Annotated in this window: 13 protein-coding genes and 1 tRNA gene; 1 reads left to right on the forward strand and 13 read right to left on the reverse strand. The window is 59.3% G+C overall.

The annotated features are described in order from the left end of the window. Positions 1-315: 315 nt before the first annotated feature. From ACTNA2_RS02090 to recJ, 6 genes are all read right to left on the reverse strand, one after another. Positions 316-402 (reverse strand) — tRNA-Leu (locus tag ACTNA2_RS02090). Between the two features lie 39 nt (positions 403-441). Further along, complete coding sequence (locus tag ACTNA2_RS02095) at positions 442-1,875, reverse strand: transglutaminase-like domain-containing protein (protein ID WP_441048470.1); 1,434 nt, start codon at positions 1,873-1,875, stop codon at positions 442-444. A gap of 251 nt (positions 1,876-2,126) precedes the next feature. Beyond that, on the reverse strand, positions 2,127-2,993 hold the full coding sequence (gene fba, locus ACTNA2_RS02100) for a class II fructose-1,6-bisphosphate aldolase (RefSeq protein ID WP_154517212.1): 867 nt from the start codon (positions 2,991-2,993) through the stop codon (positions 2,127-2,129). Between the two features lie 194 nt (positions 2,994-3,187). Continuing rightward, positions 3,188-3,871: an MBL fold metallo-hydrolase gene (locus ACTNA2_RS02105; RefSeq protein ID WP_441017253.1), complete on the reverse strand. Its 684-nt coding sequence runs from the start codon at positions 3,869-3,871 to the stop codon at positions 3,188-3,190. 86 nt (positions 3,872-3,957) lie between these two features. Further along, positions 3,958-6,318, reverse strand: coding sequence for a RelA/SpoT family protein (locus tag ACTNA2_RS02110; protein ID WP_154517206.1), 2,361 nt, complete (start codon positions 6,316-6,318; stop codon positions 3,958-3,960). A gap of 14 nt (positions 6,319-6,332) precedes the next feature. Then, entirely contained in the window at positions 6,333-9,620 is a 3,288-nt protein-coding gene (recJ, locus tag ACTNA2_RS02115; protein WP_427796207.1) for a single-stranded-DNA-specific exonuclease RecJ, read from the reverse strand. Positions 9,621-9,895: 275 nt separating this feature from the next. On the opposite strand from recJ, the gene ACTNA2_RS02120 reads away from it, so the two are divergent. Further along, on the forward strand, positions 9,896-10,894 hold the full coding sequence (locus ACTNA2_RS02120) for a bile acid:sodium symporter family protein (RefSeq protein WP_441048471.1): 999 nt from the start codon (positions 9,896-9,898) through the stop codon (positions 10,892-10,894). A 30-nt stretch (positions 10,895-10,924) separates the two neighbouring features. Here the strand turns inward: ACTNA2_RS02120 and ACTNA2_RS02125 are convergent, their stop codons facing one another. From ACTNA2_RS02125 to ACTNA2_RS02155, 7 genes are all read right to left on the reverse strand, one after another. Continuing rightward, the gene (locus tag ACTNA2_RS02125) at positions 10,925-11,722 is read right to left on the reverse strand and encodes a DUF4931 domain-containing protein (protein ID WP_441048472.1); all 798 of its coding nucleotides are present in this window, start codon (positions 11,720-11,722) and stop codon (positions 10,925-10,927) included. Positions 11,723-11,725: 3 nt separating this feature from the next. Further along, positions 11,726-12,403 carry a copper homeostasis protein CutC gene (locus ACTNA2_RS02130; RefSeq protein WP_427719718.1) on the reverse strand — a complete coding sequence of 226 codons (678 nt, stop codon included), beginning with the start codon at positions 12,401-12,403 and terminating at the stop codon, positions 11,726-11,728. Positions 12,404-12,527: 124 nt separating this feature from the next. Next, positions 12,528-13,241: an ABC transporter ATP-binding protein gene (locus tag ACTNA2_RS02135; protein WP_229770701.1), complete on the reverse strand. Its 714-nt coding sequence runs from the start codon at positions 13,239-13,241 to the stop codon at positions 12,528-12,530. After that, complete coding sequence (locus tag ACTNA2_RS02140) at positions 13,242-14,102, reverse strand: ABC transporter ATP-binding protein (RefSeq protein WP_427719717.1); 861 nt, start codon at positions 14,100-14,102, stop codon at positions 13,242-13,244. Next, positions 14,092-15,171, reverse strand: coding sequence for a branched-chain amino acid ABC transporter permease (locus ACTNA2_RS02145; RefSeq protein WP_427719716.1), 1,080 nt, complete (start codon positions 15,169-15,171; stop codon positions 14,092-14,094). Before ACTNA2_RS02145 ends, ACTNA2_RS02140 begins: the two co-directional genes overlap by 11 nt. A gap of 9 nt (positions 15,172-15,180) precedes the next feature. Then, positions 15,181-16,062: a branched-chain amino acid ABC transporter permease gene (locus ACTNA2_RS02150; RefSeq protein WP_154517188.1), complete on the reverse strand. Its 882-nt coding sequence runs from the start codon at positions 16,060-16,062 to the stop codon at positions 15,181-15,183. Between the two features lie 139 nt (positions 16,063-16,201). After that, positions 16,202-17,389 carry an ABC transporter substrate-binding protein gene (locus ACTNA2_RS02155; RefSeq protein WP_427719715.1) on the reverse strand — a complete coding sequence of 396 codons (1,188 nt, stop codon included), beginning with the start codon at positions 17,387-17,389 and terminating at the stop codon, positions 16,202-16,204. Positions 17,390-17,626: the final 237 nt, after the last annotated feature.

A 17,626-nucleotide genomic window follows, 5' to 3' on the forward strand; every position in this document is an offset into this window, starting at 1 on the left:
GGGCGCATGGCGCCCTCGCCACGCTCCGCTACAAACAGGCCACAGGCCTGTTTGCTTAACGCTCCGCGCGCTCACGCGAGTTCGGCACGAAAAAGGGGGCCTTAACCCCCTCGAACGCTCTTTTGCATGTATGGAGCCCGAGGCGAGACTCGAAGGGCCTTCGCTTCGCGAAGCCCCGGGCTTCGGGCGCATGGCGCCCTCGCCACGCTCCGCTACAAACAGGCCACAGGCCTGTTTGCTTAACGCTCCGCGCGCTCACGCGAGTTCGGCACGAAAAAGGGGGCCTTAACCCCCTTGAACGCTCTTTTGCATGTATGGTGCCCGAGGCGAGACTCGAACTCGCACGTTGTTGCCAACGGTGGATTTTGAGTCCACTGCGTCTGCCAATTCCGCCACTCGGGCACGTATTGCGTGAGTTAGTTTATCACAGCTTTCCGTAGATTAGTCCGAAAATGGAACTTCGAGCATTTCGATGAGTTCGACCGTGCGGAGCATCTCGCGCTGGCGGCATCCGCGACCGTCGACCGAGGCCTCGCCCATCTGGTTATCGTAGGGGTCCTCACGCATACCGTCAAAGACGGGTTCAAACTCTGCCTGGAACCGACAGTTTGCCACCATGCGCCATGGATCGAGGTTGCCAAAGTAGTGGCGGCGGCGCCATTCCTCCCCCATCCTGCGTGCCGAGGATCCAAACGAGACATCGGCGTTAAGCCAACCCGTCTGCGGTGTATAGAACTCCGCCCAGTCATGCGAGCCTACCGAGTCGGGCGCAACGTACAGGCCGCTCTGCCAACGTGCGGGCACGCCGGCGATGCGGCACATGGTGATAAACGTGAGTGCCATAACACCGCAGTCACCGCGAAGCGAATGCGCGCAGTCATCGGCGATAGAGCCCAGAAGCAGATACGGTGGCTGGTATCGATAGTCGATATGATGCGTCAAATAATCATAGATAGCCCGAGCGCGGTCGAGCTGATCCTCGAGACCATCGATAACATGTTCGGTCAGCTGCTGCAGATACGGCGTGAATGCAATATGCGGTCGGTCCTCGGAAATATCCTTGGGCAGCGGCGCGTCCATACACGGATGCGCCGGAAGCGCTCCCCCGTAGATATCGCAATAAGCAGCATCAATCAGATAACGATAGGTCACTGAGAACGATCGATCAGCCGAGGAAACCCACGAGGCGGTACGCGCCAAAGCGTTCGCGGGAGCAAGGACCCCCTCCGGCGTCATATCGAGAATCTCGATATGAGACTGCTGGCGGCAGGCTGCGGCAACGGGAAGCCACGCGCGAACGGCCTCCCCCTCCAGAGCACCGGGAACAGACACGGACGCTTTAAGCGTAATGGCACGAGACAGCCCGCCCTGTGATTCCATCTTCTTAAGCATCTGGTTGCGCAGCGCAGTTCCATCCGTAGAATCGGGACGCAGGCCCGGAACCTCCTTGGGATACACACGCAAAGAATCAAGGAAGTTGTCGAGAACGAACAGTTCACCATCGATAAAGCGCCAGTCGATGCGCTTGCGATCGATCAGGTCGTCAAACTGATCCTCGGTAAACTCCGGCCACTCCTCGCGGATCATCGCAATAGCCTGATCGCGCGACACCGAAAAATGAAACGACGTCTCGATCATGCGATACCGCTCGGCACGAACGCAGGCAGCAAGCGAGGAATCAAGATCTTGGGCAAGCAGGCGATCGCAAGCCTCAATAGCCTGCGAAAGATACCCTGCATCCTTTAAACGCAGGATCTCGGGCGGCAGTCCAATATCGAGATGGCGAAAGTCATCACAGCAAACATCAACCAAGCACCCAACCGGCCCCTCGGCAATAACCTTCCCATCAGCAGGCGACACGTTAATTACAGCCATACCAAAACTCCAAGTCACTAGAACCCTTGAAGCCCATTGTACCGAGATAAAAAGAAAGCCCCAACAAAGGAGCCATCAACACCGCCGAACGGTAGTCAAATAAATAATTCAGCCCAGTAACCCTGCGGCGTTAAACAAAGGAAGCCCCGTCCCCCGGAACTGTTTCCTTGGCGCGACTTCTGGCGAAGCCAGGTGAGCGCAAAGGAAACAGTGTAGGGGGACGGGGCTTCCGGCGGGTAGTTTAGCGACGCTTACGCCTTGTTGACGGAGCCAAACTCCTCCATGAGCTCCTTGGTGCGGGCAACGATGGCCTCGCGACCGGGCTTCAGGAGCTTGCGGGGGTCATAGCCCTTGCCCTGCTGATCCTTGCCAGCCTCAACGTACTCACGCGTGGCGGCAGCGAAGACAAGCTGCAGGTCGGTGTTGACGTTGATCTTGGAGATGCCCAGGGAGATGGCCTTCTTGATCTGATCCTCGGGGATGCCGGTACCACCGTGCAGAACGAGGGGCAGGTCGCCGGTCTGAGCCTTGATCTCGCTCAGACGCTCGAAGGAAAGACCGGCCCAGTCGGCGGGATACACGCCGTGGATGTTGCCGATGCCGCAGGCGAGGAAGTCGACGCCCAGGTCAGCAATCTGCTTGCACTCAGCGGGGTCAGCGAGCTCACCGTTGGAAGTCACGCCGTCCTCGGTGCCGCCGATGCCGCCGACCTCGGCCTCGATGGACATGCCCTTGGAATGGGCAAGCTCAACGAGCTCCTTGGTGCGATCGAGGTTAAGCTGGAAGGTTTCCTCGTGAGAGCCGTCATACATGATGGACGTGAAGCCGGCCTCGATGCACTTGAAGCAGTCCTCGTAAGAACCGTGATCGAGGTGAAGGGCGACGGGAACGGTAACACCCGTGGCCTCGACGGCAGCCTTGACCATGTCGGCGCAGACCTTGAAACCGCCCATCCACTTAGCGGCACCAGCGGTGCACTGAAGGATCAGCGGAGACTTGGCCTCCTCGGCGGCCTGGAGAATAGCCAGAGTCCACTCGAGGTTGTTGGTGTTGAAGGCACCGAGAGCATACTTGCCGGCCTCGGCCTTCTTGAGCATGTCTGCTGCGTTGACGAGCATAAAAGAAACCTCCTGTAAGGTTGCTCCGATAACGCATGAGATTTTACCACGGCGTACCCGAGCGTAAACGTTCGTTTGTTCACGAATATCGTCCAAACAGACTTTTTTTGACCGTTTGCCCTACGGAATCGGCCCGTTGGGGAAAATATCTTGACGTTTGGACACTTCTCGTGCTTAAGCAGCTGACTACAAAGCTACATCTGCATGAAAGGGTTCTGCATGAGCTCGCGCGCCATAGTGGTCGAATCACCATGCCCCGTTAAACAAACGGTATCGGCTGGAAGCAGCTGGGCGAGCTTGGAGAGCGAGCGCAGAATCGCCGCCTCGTCTCCACCGGCGAGATCGGTGCGGCCGTGGCTGCCCGGGAACAGGGTGTCGCCAACAAAGGCGATGCTTCCCTGCTCGGTGGCGGCGAACAAGACAATGCCACCCGGTGTGTGACCGGGCGTCTCGATCACCTGCAGGCAGATATCACCCAATTCAATCGTATCGCCCTCAGCAAGCAATCGCGTCGGCTCGCCCGGATCGGGCGTATCGATGCCCCACATCGCTCGCTGCTCCTCGATATTCTCACGAGATACCAACACGTCCTTCGCACCTAACTCATATAGGAAACCCTTACCGACGGCGGCTCGCGCTCCGGCAACGCCACCTACGTGATCGGCATGGCCATGGGTGCAGACAGCGCCTAGCACGTGCGCGTCAGGATGCTTGGCATAGATATGTTCCACAAGACGCTCACCTTCCCAGGCCGGATCGATAATCAGGCATTCGCCGCTCGAGATTACGGCGTAACTGTTGGTCTGAATGGGGCCGTTTACAAGCGCCTCAATCGAAGCCGTACCCCGAGGGGTTAAGTCCAAAGCTGCAGTGACCATGAGCACGTCCTCCTTCTACAAGCGTCGAGGCATCAAACGATGCCTCGAACGTAGCCAATATCATTACCGTTGTGCGTTCGTCACGCCTATACGCGACGCTTAAGCTGAGCCCCACCCTCGCCAGGCATCAGACGGCGTGCGTCATAGACCGAGTCGACACTGCTGATGGATGCCAGCAGCGGATCCAGACCGCTCGCGTCCGAAATCTCGACCATAAAGCGCAGGGTCGCAATGCCCTCGCGGTTGGTCGAGGTAGCGGCGGAAAGGATATTTCCGCCTGCATCGCCAATGGCGATGGTGACATCCTTGAGCAAGCCCATACGATCCAAGCACTCGACCACGATCTCGACCTGGAAAAGCGTATCGGCAGCACCATCCCACTCCACGTCAATCATGCGCTCGGGGTGTTCCATGAGACCCTTGACGTTGGGGCAGTTGGCACGATGCACCGAGACGCCTCGACCGCGCGTGATAAAGCCCACGATGTCGTCGCCCGTCACCGGATTGCAGCAATGCGCCAGACGAACCAGCAGGCCGCTGTTGCTCTCGCCCTTGACGATAATGCCGTTACTTGCACTCTTGCCACGCTTTTGCGGTTTGCGGTTGGAACCGCGGGCAGGCTGCTTGACGACCTCAGCGATGGCTTCGGCCTTGGTAAGCTGCTCCTCGGGCTTGGGATCCAAGATTTGCTCGACCTTATTGCCCACAGCACGCGGGGCGACCTTGCCCGCGCCAACGGCTGCGAACAGGTCCTCGAGTTGCTTGAAGTTAAACTGCTCCGCCACGGCATTGAGTGCACGCGTGGATCGCGGCGTAGAGATGCCGTACCCGCGCTTGCGCAGGTCCTTGGCCAGCATATCGCGACCGGCAGCAGCGTCATCGTCTTTGGTCGCAGCGGCGAAGTAACGGCGAATCTTTGACTTGGCCGAAGGCGTCTTGACGATCTTGAGCCAATCGCGCGACGGCTTGGAGCTCTTGTTAGTCAGGATCTCGACACGGTCACCCGTCTTGATTTCGTGCGTGAGCGGAGCCACCGCACCGTTGATTTTGGCGCCGACGCAGTGGTTGCCGACCTCGGTATGAACAGCGTAGGCAAAGTCGAGCGGTGTAGAGCCCGCACGAAGCGCCATGACCTCACCCTTGGGCGTAAAGACAAAAATCTCCTGGTCAAACAGGTCGACCTTCAGTGAGTGCAGATATTCTTTGGCATCGGTGATCTCGTCAGAGGCTGCCCAATCGAGCGAGTGCTTGAGCCAGTTAATCTGATCGTCCAGACGCTGTGCGTCGTTGGTCTTGGAGGCAGACGATCCGCCCGATTTCTTATATAGCCAGTGGGCGGCGATGCCGTACTCGGCCTGCTCGTGCATCTCGTAGGTTCGAATCTGAATCTCGAGCGGACGGGCCGTGGGGCCGATAACCGTCGTATGGAGCGATTGGTAGTTATTGACCTTGGGCATAGCGATATAGTCTTTAAAACGACCGGGCATGGGATGCCACAAAGTATGCACGGCACCAAGCGTGGAATAGCAATCGCGCACCGAATGGGTGATGACGCGCAGCGCCACCAGATCATAAATCTCGGAGAACTCCTTGCCCTTGCGCTTCATCTTTTGATAGATGGACCAATAGTGCTTGGAACGACCGTTGATCTGAAAACCCTCAAGGCCAATGCGGTCGAGCTCATCGGTAAGCGTCTTGATAGTCTCGGCCAGAAAGCGTTCGCGAACCTCGCGTGACTCTGCCACCATGCGGGCGATGCGCTGGTAAGCGTCGGGTTCAAGGTAGAAGAAGGACAGATCCTCGAGTTCCCACTTGATAGAGCTCATGCCCAGGCGGTCGGCCAGGGGCGCATACACATCCATGGTCTCGCGCGCCTTAAACAGGCGGCGGTCCTCGCGCAGGGCGGCAAGCGTGCGCATATTATGCAGGCGGTCGGCGAGTTTGACGATGATGACGCGAATGTCCTTGGACATGGCGAGGAACATCTTGCGCAGCGTAAGCGCCTGCTTTTCGTCCATGTTGTCGACTTCGATGTTGGTGAGCTTGGTCACGCCGTCGACGAGCTCTGCCACGGTTTCGCCAAACAGACCCGAAACATCGGCAAGCGAGGTATCGGTATCCTCGACGGTATCGTGCAGCAATGCAGCGCACACCACATCGCAGTCCATCTTAAGGTCGGCCAAAATGATAGCCACCTCGACGGGATGGTTAATGTACATCTCACCCGAGCGCCGCTTTTGGTTGCAGTGCTTCTCGGCAGCAAAGCAGTAGGCCTGCTCCACCTTGGAGAAGTCATCCTCACTCATATATTTAAGGCACAGGCGCTCCAGCTTGTCGTAGCTGTCCGCCATAATCTCGGGCGGCAGATCATCGGCATGCGTATAGTGCTCCATCTCCGAAAAGGGCTGGAGGGCGGAATCATGGGCGGTACGGGCTGCGGCATCCATCGAGGTCCCCTTCCCTAGGCCCGCGGTACGATCGGGCGGTTAATTTTGGTAAGCATATCAGAAGCGCACGAATCGAGTGCCCAACTCCGGAAAGCCGAGAACTCCATGCGCGAGCGCAAGCCCTCCAAATAGCGGATCGACCTGCTCAACTGCACGCGCCCGGGGTTTTCGGTCATCGCGATGCGACGGGTATCGTCAAACCCCGAAACGTGACAGAAACCGAGCTCTTCGAAGATTCCCAAGCCGCTTGCCACCGAACGCTCATCGACCGGCGTGCGCGCGTCGATTGCAAGGCACATCTGCGCAATGTCGATATCGCTTGCGCAGAATGAATCGTCCCCCGTCTTGCCACGATTGGAGCGCCACATGGTCTGCAGCGCCCGATAGAGCGTGACAAGCTCATCGCGCTCGGGCGCGTAACAATCGAGCAGGCGCTCATTAATACGAGCGTCACGAGACGAATAAAGCAGGTGAATCACGGCAGGCTGCCCATCGCGGCCGGCACGGCCACTCATCTGGTTAAACTCAATCGCGCCAAACGGCATGTGGTAGAGCACGACATGGCGGATATCGGGCAGGTTGACGCCCTCACCGAAGGCCGAGGTTGAAACGATGCAGCTCAGGCTGCCATCTCGAAACGCCTCCTCGACGCGTCGGCGATCGGAACGCGCAAGCCCGGCGTTATAGAACGCGATATGGGTCGCGCAGTCGGGCACACGTTTGCGCAACGTCTTGGCAAGCGCCACGGACTGGTCGCGCGAGTTCACGTAGATGACGGTCTTCTCCCCCGTCGCAACGATCGAAACCAGGCGATTTTCACGGCTCGCAAGGTCACGATCGTCCTCGAGTTGTAGATTCTCGCGAACGGTCTCGTCGACCACCGTGCTGGTAATCGGCAGTACGCGAGCAAGCTCTGCCACAACTGGAGCCGTCGCGGTGGCCGTTGCCGCCATGACAACGGGGTCGCCCAGGGCTTTAAGAATATCGGGCATATCGAGGTATGCACTCCGGTCACCACCCTTAGCAAGACCGGCATGGTGCGCCTCATCGATAACAACGAAGCCAATACGTCCAGAACGCGCAAATCGATCGCGGTGGATAGACAAGAACTCGGGCGTCGTGAGAACGATACCGGTGCGACCCGAAGCAAGGCCGGCGAATACGTCATCACGTACGGCCTCCACGGTCTCGCCAGTCAGCACGCCGACACCAATGCCGAGCGCGGCCATCGTCGAGGAAAGGTGATAGGCCTGATCGGCAACGAGCGAACGCAGAGGATAGACAAAAATGCTCGCACGCCCGCGAAGAACCGCCTCGCGCGCGGCATGCACATGGAAAATCAGAGACTTGCCACGCCCCGTCCCCATAACGGCCAAAACGCTCTGATGGTCGGCAAGCGCGTCGAGTGCCTCGACCTGCGCGCGATGCGGCTGGTTCGAGCCGATAAAGCTATGGATAAGCGAGCGCGTGAGCTCGGTATAAGAAAGCTGGGCGAGCGTCTCGCGTTTACGCGACTCCAGGCGCAGACCAGAATCCGCCGGTTGCACGCCGCGGCGAAGCTCACATGCCGGATCGTCGATATTGGGCGCCGCGGTATCGCGCACCAAGACATCTTTGATCATGAGCTTGGGCTTCACACGTCCCTGCCAATGCTCGGCCACGGCCTCGAACACCAAGTCGACGGCGCTGTCGCAATTGATGAGCCTATCGATCTGCGGCACGCGGAACATGATGGCCGGCACACTCGCGGCACCATCGGTCGCCACAAAGCGCATGTGCTCGCCGGTTTTGCCCACCACGGCGCGATCGCACATCGTCACGCCCTCGGCGGCCAGAAGCGGCACCTTATTGCCCTGGCCAAACGGCTCAAGACGGGAAATTTGCTCGATGGTCTCGATATTTAGCTCGGAGAGATCAACGGTGGCGGCAACCTCGTCAGTGTCCTCAAAGTCCTCGGCGGGAAGCTCCGATAGCACGGCCGAAAGGCGACGGCGGAACTCATCGAGCTTGGATGCCTCGATGGTCACACCCACCGCACCGGCATGCCCGCCGCGACGAATCAGCAGGTCGGAGCAACGCTCGACGGCATCGAACAGGTTGATCTTGCCCACCGAGCGGCCCGATCCGCGCGCAACGCCGTCCTCGATCGAGAAGAGCAGCGCCGGCACGTGATAGCGATTGGTCAAGCGGCTCGCCACGATGCCCTTGACGCCCTCGTGCCAGCCCTCGCCGCCCACGACGATTGCGCGCCCGCCGTCATAAGTCTCCTCGACCTTCGCCATGGCATCGCGCGTAAGCTCGGCCTCGATCTCGCGGCGTTGGCGATTGATTTCCTCGAGCTCGGCGGCAAGCGCGCTCGCTTCGATGGGGTCGCGGGCAAGCAGCAGGTCGAGCGCCAGCTTGGGATCGGCCATGCGGCCGGCAGCATTCAGACGAGGGATGAGCGAAAACGACAGGCCGTCGGCCGTAATGGTAGAAAGGTCGGCCTTGGCAAGTGCGGCAAGCGCGATATAGCCGGGACGGGCCGTCACGCGCATCTGCTGGATGCCCTCGGCGACCAGTGCGCGATTCTCGGGCGTAAGCGGCATCATGTCGGACACAGTGCCCAGCGCCGCGACCTCTATCAGCGAACGCCAATACGACGGCTTGCCCAAACGCTCGCCCAGGACCTGCACCAGCTTGAGTGCCACGCCGGCACCGGCAAGCTCGCGCGAGGGACCCTTGTCCTCGAGCTTGGGGTCGGTCAGGGGCACGCCCTGCGGCACCTGGTCGGACGGCTCGTGATGGTCCGTGACCACCAAATCGATCCCCAGGCTCTCCAGATAGGAGGCCTCTTCCTTGGCGGCAATGCCGTTATCGACGGTCACGATCAGCTGGGGTCGAGCGAGCTCGTTAACGCGGTCGAGCGCCGCACGCGACAGGCCGTAGCCCTCGTCAAAACGATGCGGAATAAACGGCGTGACGTTGGCGCCAAACGAACGCAGCGCCTCGGTCAACAGACAAGTCGACGTAATGCCGTCGACGTCAAAATCGCCAAAGACGGCGATGCGCTCGTGGCTGCGAATAGCACGCTCAACGCGGTCGACGACGACCGCCATACCCGGAATAACGAGCGGGTCCGCCCAGTCGCGATCGAGCGAAGGCGTCAAAAAAAGCTGGCCTTCCTCGATGGATGTAATGCCGTGCGCAACCATAATGCGCGCCACCAGCCCGGGTATGCCCAGGCCAGCCGAAAGCTCCTTTTCGAGCTCGGGGTTTTGCTGAGCGACCGCCCAGCGATGCGTTGTCTTAAGCGATGACATAGGCGCCCACCCCCGATAGGGGCAGGTCGCCGCGATACCTCTCACGGTTCATAGCGATGAGTCCTCTGTGTATGCCCGCTTCGGCAGGCAGATCTGTTGAACGGATTTATTATACCGTGCGGCGCGGACGCACAACGTCCAGCACGCCGTGGTTTCGATAAACGAGGGCGGTAATAGCCTCGAAATAATCGAGCGTTTCAGCCACACGGACGCATGCGAGCGTCTAGCATATCCATTCAAAACGGATTCACGAGCAAAGGGAGTCACAAGCGCATATGAAGCAATGGGTTGGACTGGGTAAGTTCCTCGCGGAGCATATGCAGATCATCGTTCCGATTTGCGTGACGCTCGGCGTACTCTTTCCCCAGCAGATCGGCGTACTCAAGCCCATCGTCCCCACCCTGTTTGCCTTTATGACGTTCCAAGGTGCCCTCAGCAACACCTTCCATCAGGTAGCCGAAGTATTCCGCCGTCCGCTGCACCTGATTTTGGCGCTGCTGGTCTCGGCGGCGCTTATTCCCATAACAGCCTATGCCATGGGGTCGCTGTTCTTTGGCTCCAACCCCAACCTAGTCTGCGGTATCGTGCTCGAGTACAGCGTACCTGTGGCTGTCACTGCCTTTATGTGGATTAGCATGTTCGGCGGCAACGGCCCGCTCGCGCTCACCATCATCCTGACGTCCTCGGTTATCTCACCCGTTACGATTCCGTTCACGCTTAAGCTCTTGCTGGGCGCCACCGTCTCGATCGACGTGCCGGGCATGATGCAGAACATGGCCTTCATGATCGCTATCCCCGCCCTGCTCGGCATCGTGATTAACGAACTCACGTGCGGATGGGGACACGAGAAGCTCTCCCCTGCGCTCTCGCCCGCCTGCAAGTTCATGATGATGGGTGTTATCGCGTCGAACTCCACCGCCATGAGCGAGTACGTGCTGCACATGAACGCGGTGCGCTTGGAAGTCGCCCTCTTTATTTTGATCTTCGCCATCAGCGGCTTTGTCGTCGGTATTCTGGTCGCCCGCGCACTGCATCTGCCGTATAGCGAAACGACTACCATGTGCTTTACCTGCGGCATGCGCAACATCTCTTCGGGCGCCGTCATCGCCACGCAATACTTTCCGGGCGAAGTCGTATTTCCCGTCATGTGCGGAACGCTGTTTCAGCAGGTACTTGCCTCGCTTATCGGGCATCTCTTTGAGCGTCTAACCGGCGAGGAGCGCGCTGCCCAGCGCAAGCGCGTCGAGGCCGGCCGCAACGCCATGGCACGCTAGGCTGTCCGCATTACGCGGGCGTTAGTCTTGCTATACGAGCGTTTCCAGATGCGCGCGCAGGCGCTCAGCATCGATATCGAGCGTCGTCTCGGCATTGACCTGGGCCAAACGATAGCCGACAAAGTAGGGCGAAACCACCCAACGCGGCAGCGCCTTGGCAATGGTCCGACCGCCCAGGTGATAGAAGAACAAGTTGTACGACTCTGCACGGCCACCGTGGTGCTCGTTTAGGATATAACGCAGAGCTACCTGGATCGCATCGGCGAAGAGATCCGCCTCGGCTTGGTCCCGCGTGTCATCGCTGGCGTCGATTCCCCGCGGAGCTGAAACGTTGACCTCAAAGAACCCCATAATCGGTTCGGTTGAGATGTTGACCGCGATTCTCCCCTGTTGCCAGACATTGATGCCATCGAAATTGGCGGAAGTCAGCGAAGCATAGCCGTCTTCCTGCTCCAAACCCACAATCTGCATGTGCGGATGAACGAGACTACCGCCCGAGAGCGGACCCTTGTTCTTGTACATGAGCACGCTTCGATACTGCTGTGAATCGATCATCTGCTGCCAGCAACCCAGGGCAAACCGCATCACATGATGCAGCTCGTCCGGCGCATAGGTCACCAGATCTGCGTCGTGGTCGGCCGACTCGATCAGCACGGTTTGACGGGTGGCGCGCAGGGTCTTGAACTTATTCTCGAGCCAGATACAGTCACCGTCGCGCCGGATGATATTGGCGAGTTCCTCGGTATCGCAAAAGGGGCACGCGGTGCCAGGGCGCCGGTTGTCGTCGGGCTTCCCGCTCGCCTGCTGAACGTCAAATACCAGGGGCACGGGTTATACCTCCAGCGGCACGATCTTGGTGCCATGGAGCTCGGAGACGCCCAGTGCCGCAGCCACGGTATCGCGGTTGGCCGCGGAAATGCCGCCGCCGGGAAGGATGGTCAGGCGATCGTCCGCGTAGTCGATAAGGTGCGACAGATGCTCCAGGTTGTCCTCAATCGGCGTGCCGGCGGCACCGCCATGCGTCAGGATGCGCGTTATGCCGCAGTCGGCGAGCGTGTCAATCGCGTCGAGCTGAGCCTCGGGCGAGAGCTGGTCAAACGCCATGTGAAAGGTGATGTCGATGGGCTCGCGCTTGCACTCCTCGGTCGCGCAGCCCGCAGCCATCACAAGGGCGCCCAACGCAAGTTCATCGAGCGCCCATCCGCCGGCACAAGGCTTGCAGCAACCAAAGACCAAGCCATCGACTCCGGCGCTTACGGCAAGGCCCAAGTCCATCTCCATCATGCGCAGCTCGTCCTGGTTGTAGTGAAAGTCGCCGCCACGCGGACGGATCATGCACATCACCCGTGCATCGTGCTCGCGAGCATAGCTGGTCGTAGCGCTGATAACGCCGGCCGAGGGCGTGGTGCCACCAACCGCAAGGTTGTCGCACAGCTCAATGCGTCCCGCACCGGCCGCAATGGCCGCCGGCACCCGCTCAAAGTTCTCGGCACAAAACTCGTACAGCATAGATAGACCCCCCAGATGACACTTCTATTTCCACACGGCATTGTCGCACTTTAAATACCAAGCCAACGGATCATTTCAAAAGGGGCGCTGACCGAGTTGGTCAGCGCCCCTATTACTGGATGGATTAACCACCAAGATAAGCTTTGCGGACGTTGTCGTCGTGCAGCAGCTCTTGGCCGGTGCCGGTCATGGTGATCTTGCCGGTCTCGAGCACGTAGCCGCGTGTGGCGATGGAAAGCGCCATCTGCGCGTTCTGCTCGACCAGGAGCACCGTGGTGCCGGCCTTGTGCAAATCCTCGACAATCTGGAAGATCTGCTCGATCAGGATCGGCGCCAGACCCATGGAGGGTTCGTCGAGCATGAGCAGCTTGGGGTTACTCATAAGGGCACGACCCATAACGAGCATCTGCTGCTCGCCGCCCGAAAGGGTGCCGGCCACCTGGCGACGGCGTTCCTTCAGGCGCGGGAACTGCTCGTAAACACGTTCGAGGCCCGGGGCAACCGTGGACTTGGGCTGTGTATAGGCACCCATCTCCAGGTTCTCCTCGACCGTCATCTGCAAAAAGGCACGACGCCCCTCGGGTACCTGAGACAGGCCCTTGCCAACCAGCTTGTCGGCGGGCGTATGGATAATGTCCTCGCCCATAAACTTGATGGAGCCGGTCTTGGAGCGCAGCAGGCCCGAGACAGTCTTGAGCGTCGTGGACTTGCCGGCGCCGTTCGCGCCAATCAGGGCAACGATCTCGCCCTCGTTAACGTTAAAGGAGATGTCCTTAATGGCGTGGATGGCGCCGTACCAGACGTTGATGTTGTAGACGGAAAGCATCGGCTCTGCCATTTAGTTCTCCCCCTTATCCTGCTTGCCCAGATAAGCCTCAATAACGGCTTCGTTGTTCTGGATTTCCTCGGCCGTGCCCTTGGCGATGACCTTGCCAAAGTTAAGCACGCAGATACCCTCGCAAATATTCATGACGAGCGACATGTCGTGCTCGATGAGCATGATGGCAATGCCAAAGGTGTCGCGAATCTTGACGATGTTCGCCATGAGCTCCGCAGTCTCGGACGGGTTCATGCCGGCGGCAGGCTCGTCGAGCAGTAGTAGCTTGGGATTGGTGGCAAGCGCGCGGACGATCTCCAAACGACGCTGAGCGCCGTAAGGCAGCGAGCCGGCCTGCTCGTTTGCCAGATGTTCCATATCAAAGATGGACAGAAGCTCCATGGCGCGCTCATGGGCGGCCTTCTCGTGCTTCCAATACGTCGGCAGGCGCAGCACGCCCTCAAAGCCGGAGTAGCGCTCCTGGTTGTGCAGGCCGACCTTTACGTTGTCCTCCACCGTCATGGTGTTGAACAGGCGGATGTTTTGGAAGGTACGAGCGATACCCATGCGGTTGACCTGGTAGACGGACTTGCCCGAGGTGTCCTCACCGTCGAGCAGGATGGTGCCGTGCGTGGGCTGGTACACCTTGGTGAGCAGGTTGAAGACCGTGGTCTTGCCGGCGCCGTTGGGGCCGATGAGACCGGCGATCTCGGTCTTACCGATGGTCAGGCTAAAGTCGTCGACCGCCTTAAGGCCGCCGAACTCAATGCCCAGGTGGATGCACTCGAGCGCCGGGCGCTCGCCCAGGTCGCGGTCGGGAACGATGGCGCCAGAAGGATACGGGACCATCTTGCCCTTGTTGAACTCAAACTTACTGGGCATCGGTTGCCACCTCCTTCTTGGAAGCAAAGCGGTCCTTAATGCGCGCGAAGAACGCCTTGAGCTGCGGGTTGTTAGTAAAGACCATGACCAGAATCAACACGATGGCGTAGATGAGCATGCGGTAGTCCGAGAACTGACGGAGCAGCTCGGGGAGCACCGTGAGCAGCGCCGCCGCGATGACGGAACCGCGCATGTTGCCCAGACCGCCCAGGACCACGAACACCAGAATGAGAATCGACGTGTTGAAGTCGAACTTGGTGGCGGAGAGCTGCGAGAAGTTACCGCCGAAGAGGGCTCCGGCAGCACCGGCGAGAGCGGCGGAGACCACGAAGGCGATCATGCGGTACTGGGTGACGGAGATACCCACGGACTCGGCAGCGATCTTGTTATCGCGCACGGCCATGATGGCACGACCGGTACGGCTGCGGACCAAGTTGAGCACAATCACGAGCGCAACCATAACCAGGATGGCGCCAGCAAGGAACGTCGAGTAGGTCGAAACACCAGATGCGCCCTGGGCACCCTTGATGATAGCGGTGCCGTCTTCGAGCAGGTGTAGGTCGTCGATCGTGGAATTGCCCGTGATGTTAAAGATCACGTGCAGGCCGCGGGAATCGACGCCCACAATGAGGCAGGTAACAATCTCTTTGATAATCTCGCCAAAGGCCAAGGTTACGATGGCCAGGTAGTCACCGCTCAGGCGAAGAACCGGAATACCGATCAGGAAGCCCAGAATGGCAGCGGCGATAGCGCCGACCACAATGCTGATGATCAGACGCACCGGGTCAGACGGAACGGCGCTCTCCAGCGCGACGGCGGTGACGATTCCCGTATAGGCGCCGACGCTCATAAAACCCGCGTGGCCCAGCGACAAGTCACCCGCGATGCCGACGACGAGGTTGAGCGAGATGGCCATGACGATATAGGCCGTGATGGGAACCAGCTGACCGACAATCATGCGCGGAATCATGTGGTTAGACTGCATAAAGAACACGATGGCGAACGCCACAACGCACATGGCGTACGTGACAAAGTCGTGACGCGTCTGCTTGTCTGTAAGAAACTTCATAACGCTCACCTACACCTTCTCGGGTACGTACTTGCCCAAGAGGCCGGCAGGCTTGACGAGCAGGACGATGATCAAAACGCCAAAGACGATGGAGTTGGCAAGGCTCGTGGAAATGTAAGCCTGCGCCATCGCCTCGATGATGCCGATGAGAATGCCGCCGACAAAGGCACCGGGGATGGAGCCGATGCCGCCGAAAACGGCAGCGTCGAAGGCCTTGATGCCAGGCATGGCGCCCGTGGTGGGCTGCAGAACCGGCGAGTAGGAGCACAGGAGCACACCGGCGATGGCGGCAAGGGCGGAGCCGATGGCGAACGTCATCGAGATGGTGCGGTTGACGTTGATGCCCATGAGCTGAGCGGCGGCCTTGTCCTCGGACACGGCGCGCATGGCCTTGCCCATCTTGGTCTTACCTGTAAAGATCATCAGACCGGCCATGATAACCAGGCAGGCGACGATGGTGACGAGCGAGACGGCACTTACGTTGAACTTGGCCAAGAACTCCGGCACCGGGAAGGTGACGAGCGAAGTGAAGTTCTTGGGCGTGGCGCCCCACAGAAGCTGCGCGGCATTCTGCAGGAAGTAGGACACACCGATGGCCGTGATCAGAACGGCCAGCGGGCCTGCTTGGCGCAGCGGCCTATAGGCCAGACCCTCAATGAGAACACCGAGAACCGTGCAGACCACACAAGAGAGAACTACAGATGCCCAGCCCGGGAGGCCGAGATACGACGTGGCGCAGAACGAGACATAGGCACCGACCATGATGACATCGCCGTGAGCGAAGTTGAGCATCTTGGCGATACCGTAGACCATGGTGTAGCCCAACGCGATGATGGCGTAGACGCTGCCCATGGACAGGCCGTTGACCAGGTATTGGATAAAGACCGTCATGTTCCACATCCCCCTTTCGAATAGGTTTCCAGTTGATGTATGAAACAGGGACGTTACGTTGTCCCCAGATACCAAGCAAGCAGGGAAGGCGAAAACCTCCCCTGCTTGGGATCAAAACCGCTCTATGTAAGGCGGCCTATTAGGCCAGTACGTACTTGCCGTCGGTGATGACATACGCCGTAGGATCCTTCTGGACCTGGCCCTTGTCGTTCCAGGAGAGCTTGCCGGTCAGACCGTCAACGGTAATCTTGAGCATAGCCTTGGGCAGCTTCTCGGCGACCTCGGTCGGGTCGGCGTCGACACCAAGACCGGCCTCCTTGAGGGCCTCGGCCACCGCGTGCACGCCGTCGTAGGCATCGGCGGCAAACTGGTCGGGGGTATCGCCGTACTTATCCTTGTAAGCGTTGACGAAGTCGGCGTTCTTCTCGTCGTCGGCGGAGAACGGGGTCATGAGCAGCAGACCCTCGGCAAGAGAGGTGTCGAAGCCCTCGACGCCCAGGATGCCGTCCATGCCGTCGCATCCCATCATCTTGACGTCGTAGCCCATGTCCTTGGCGTTCTTGAGCAGGACGGACGCCGGCGTGTAGTAGATCGGCGCAAAGATCATGGTGGCGCCGGCCTGCTTGGCCTTGGTCAGCTGGTTGGTAAAGCTCGTAGCGGAGTCGTCCTTAAAGGTCTCCTCGTCAACAATCTCGAGCTTAGACTCAGCGGCCTGGGCCTTAAAGGAATCTGCAATGCCCGAAGAATAAGCGTCGCCGGAGTTATAGAACAGCACGAACTTCTCGTCCGCATACTTCTCTGCCAGGAACTTGGCAGCGTTGACGCCCTGGTTGGGGTCGGTAAAGCAAACCTGGAAGACGCAATCCTTTCCGTCGGTGACGTCCTCGGAGGACGCGGACGGGGTGATCATGAATGTCTTGGGGTCGTTACTGCACTCTGCGGCAACGGCAACCGACGCACCCGTGGTGGTCGGGCCGACGAGGGCCTGCATGCCCCAGTCGAGCAGGTTATTAAAGGCGTTGACGGCCTTCTCGCCGTCGGCCTGGTCGTCCTCGGCCTTGCTGGCAAGCGGCAGCTCCTTGGTGGAGAAGTCCTTGCAGCCAAGCTCGACGCCCTGGGTAACGGACTTGCCGTAAGACGCGGCGGCACCGGTCAGCGGGCCAATGGTGCCGATCTTAAACGAAGCGTCGCTCGAAGCGGAACCGCTGTCGCCGCCGTTGGAGGAGCAGCCAGCTAGAATGGACATCGCCCCCAGACCTGCTGCGCTCGCGATAACGCTCCTGCGATTCATAACAGGGTTCAATGACTTACCGGTGAGGCTCGACATGCGGCTCTCCTCTCAAATCTCGTCGGGTTTCGGTTACCCGACAGGCCATCCTCCGCCGTCTTCGGCGTTCGCAAAATAGTAGACGCTTTAGTTGAGAAAAGTGGCGATTATTTTGAACTTTTCTTTTGCCTTATCCATTTATCCATAATTATGCGTATTTCTGTCGGTTTATACAGTTTAGCGACTTTATTGTGTGAAAGTAATGTTTCCGTTCTGTTACAAGCTTTCCTGCCCTGA

The organism is Collinsella sp. HCP28S3_E9 (assembly GCF_052065455.1).
In the GTDB taxonomy this organism is placed as follows: domain Bacteria; phylum Actinomycetota; class Coriobacteriia; order Coriobacteriales; family Coriobacteriaceae; genus Collinsella.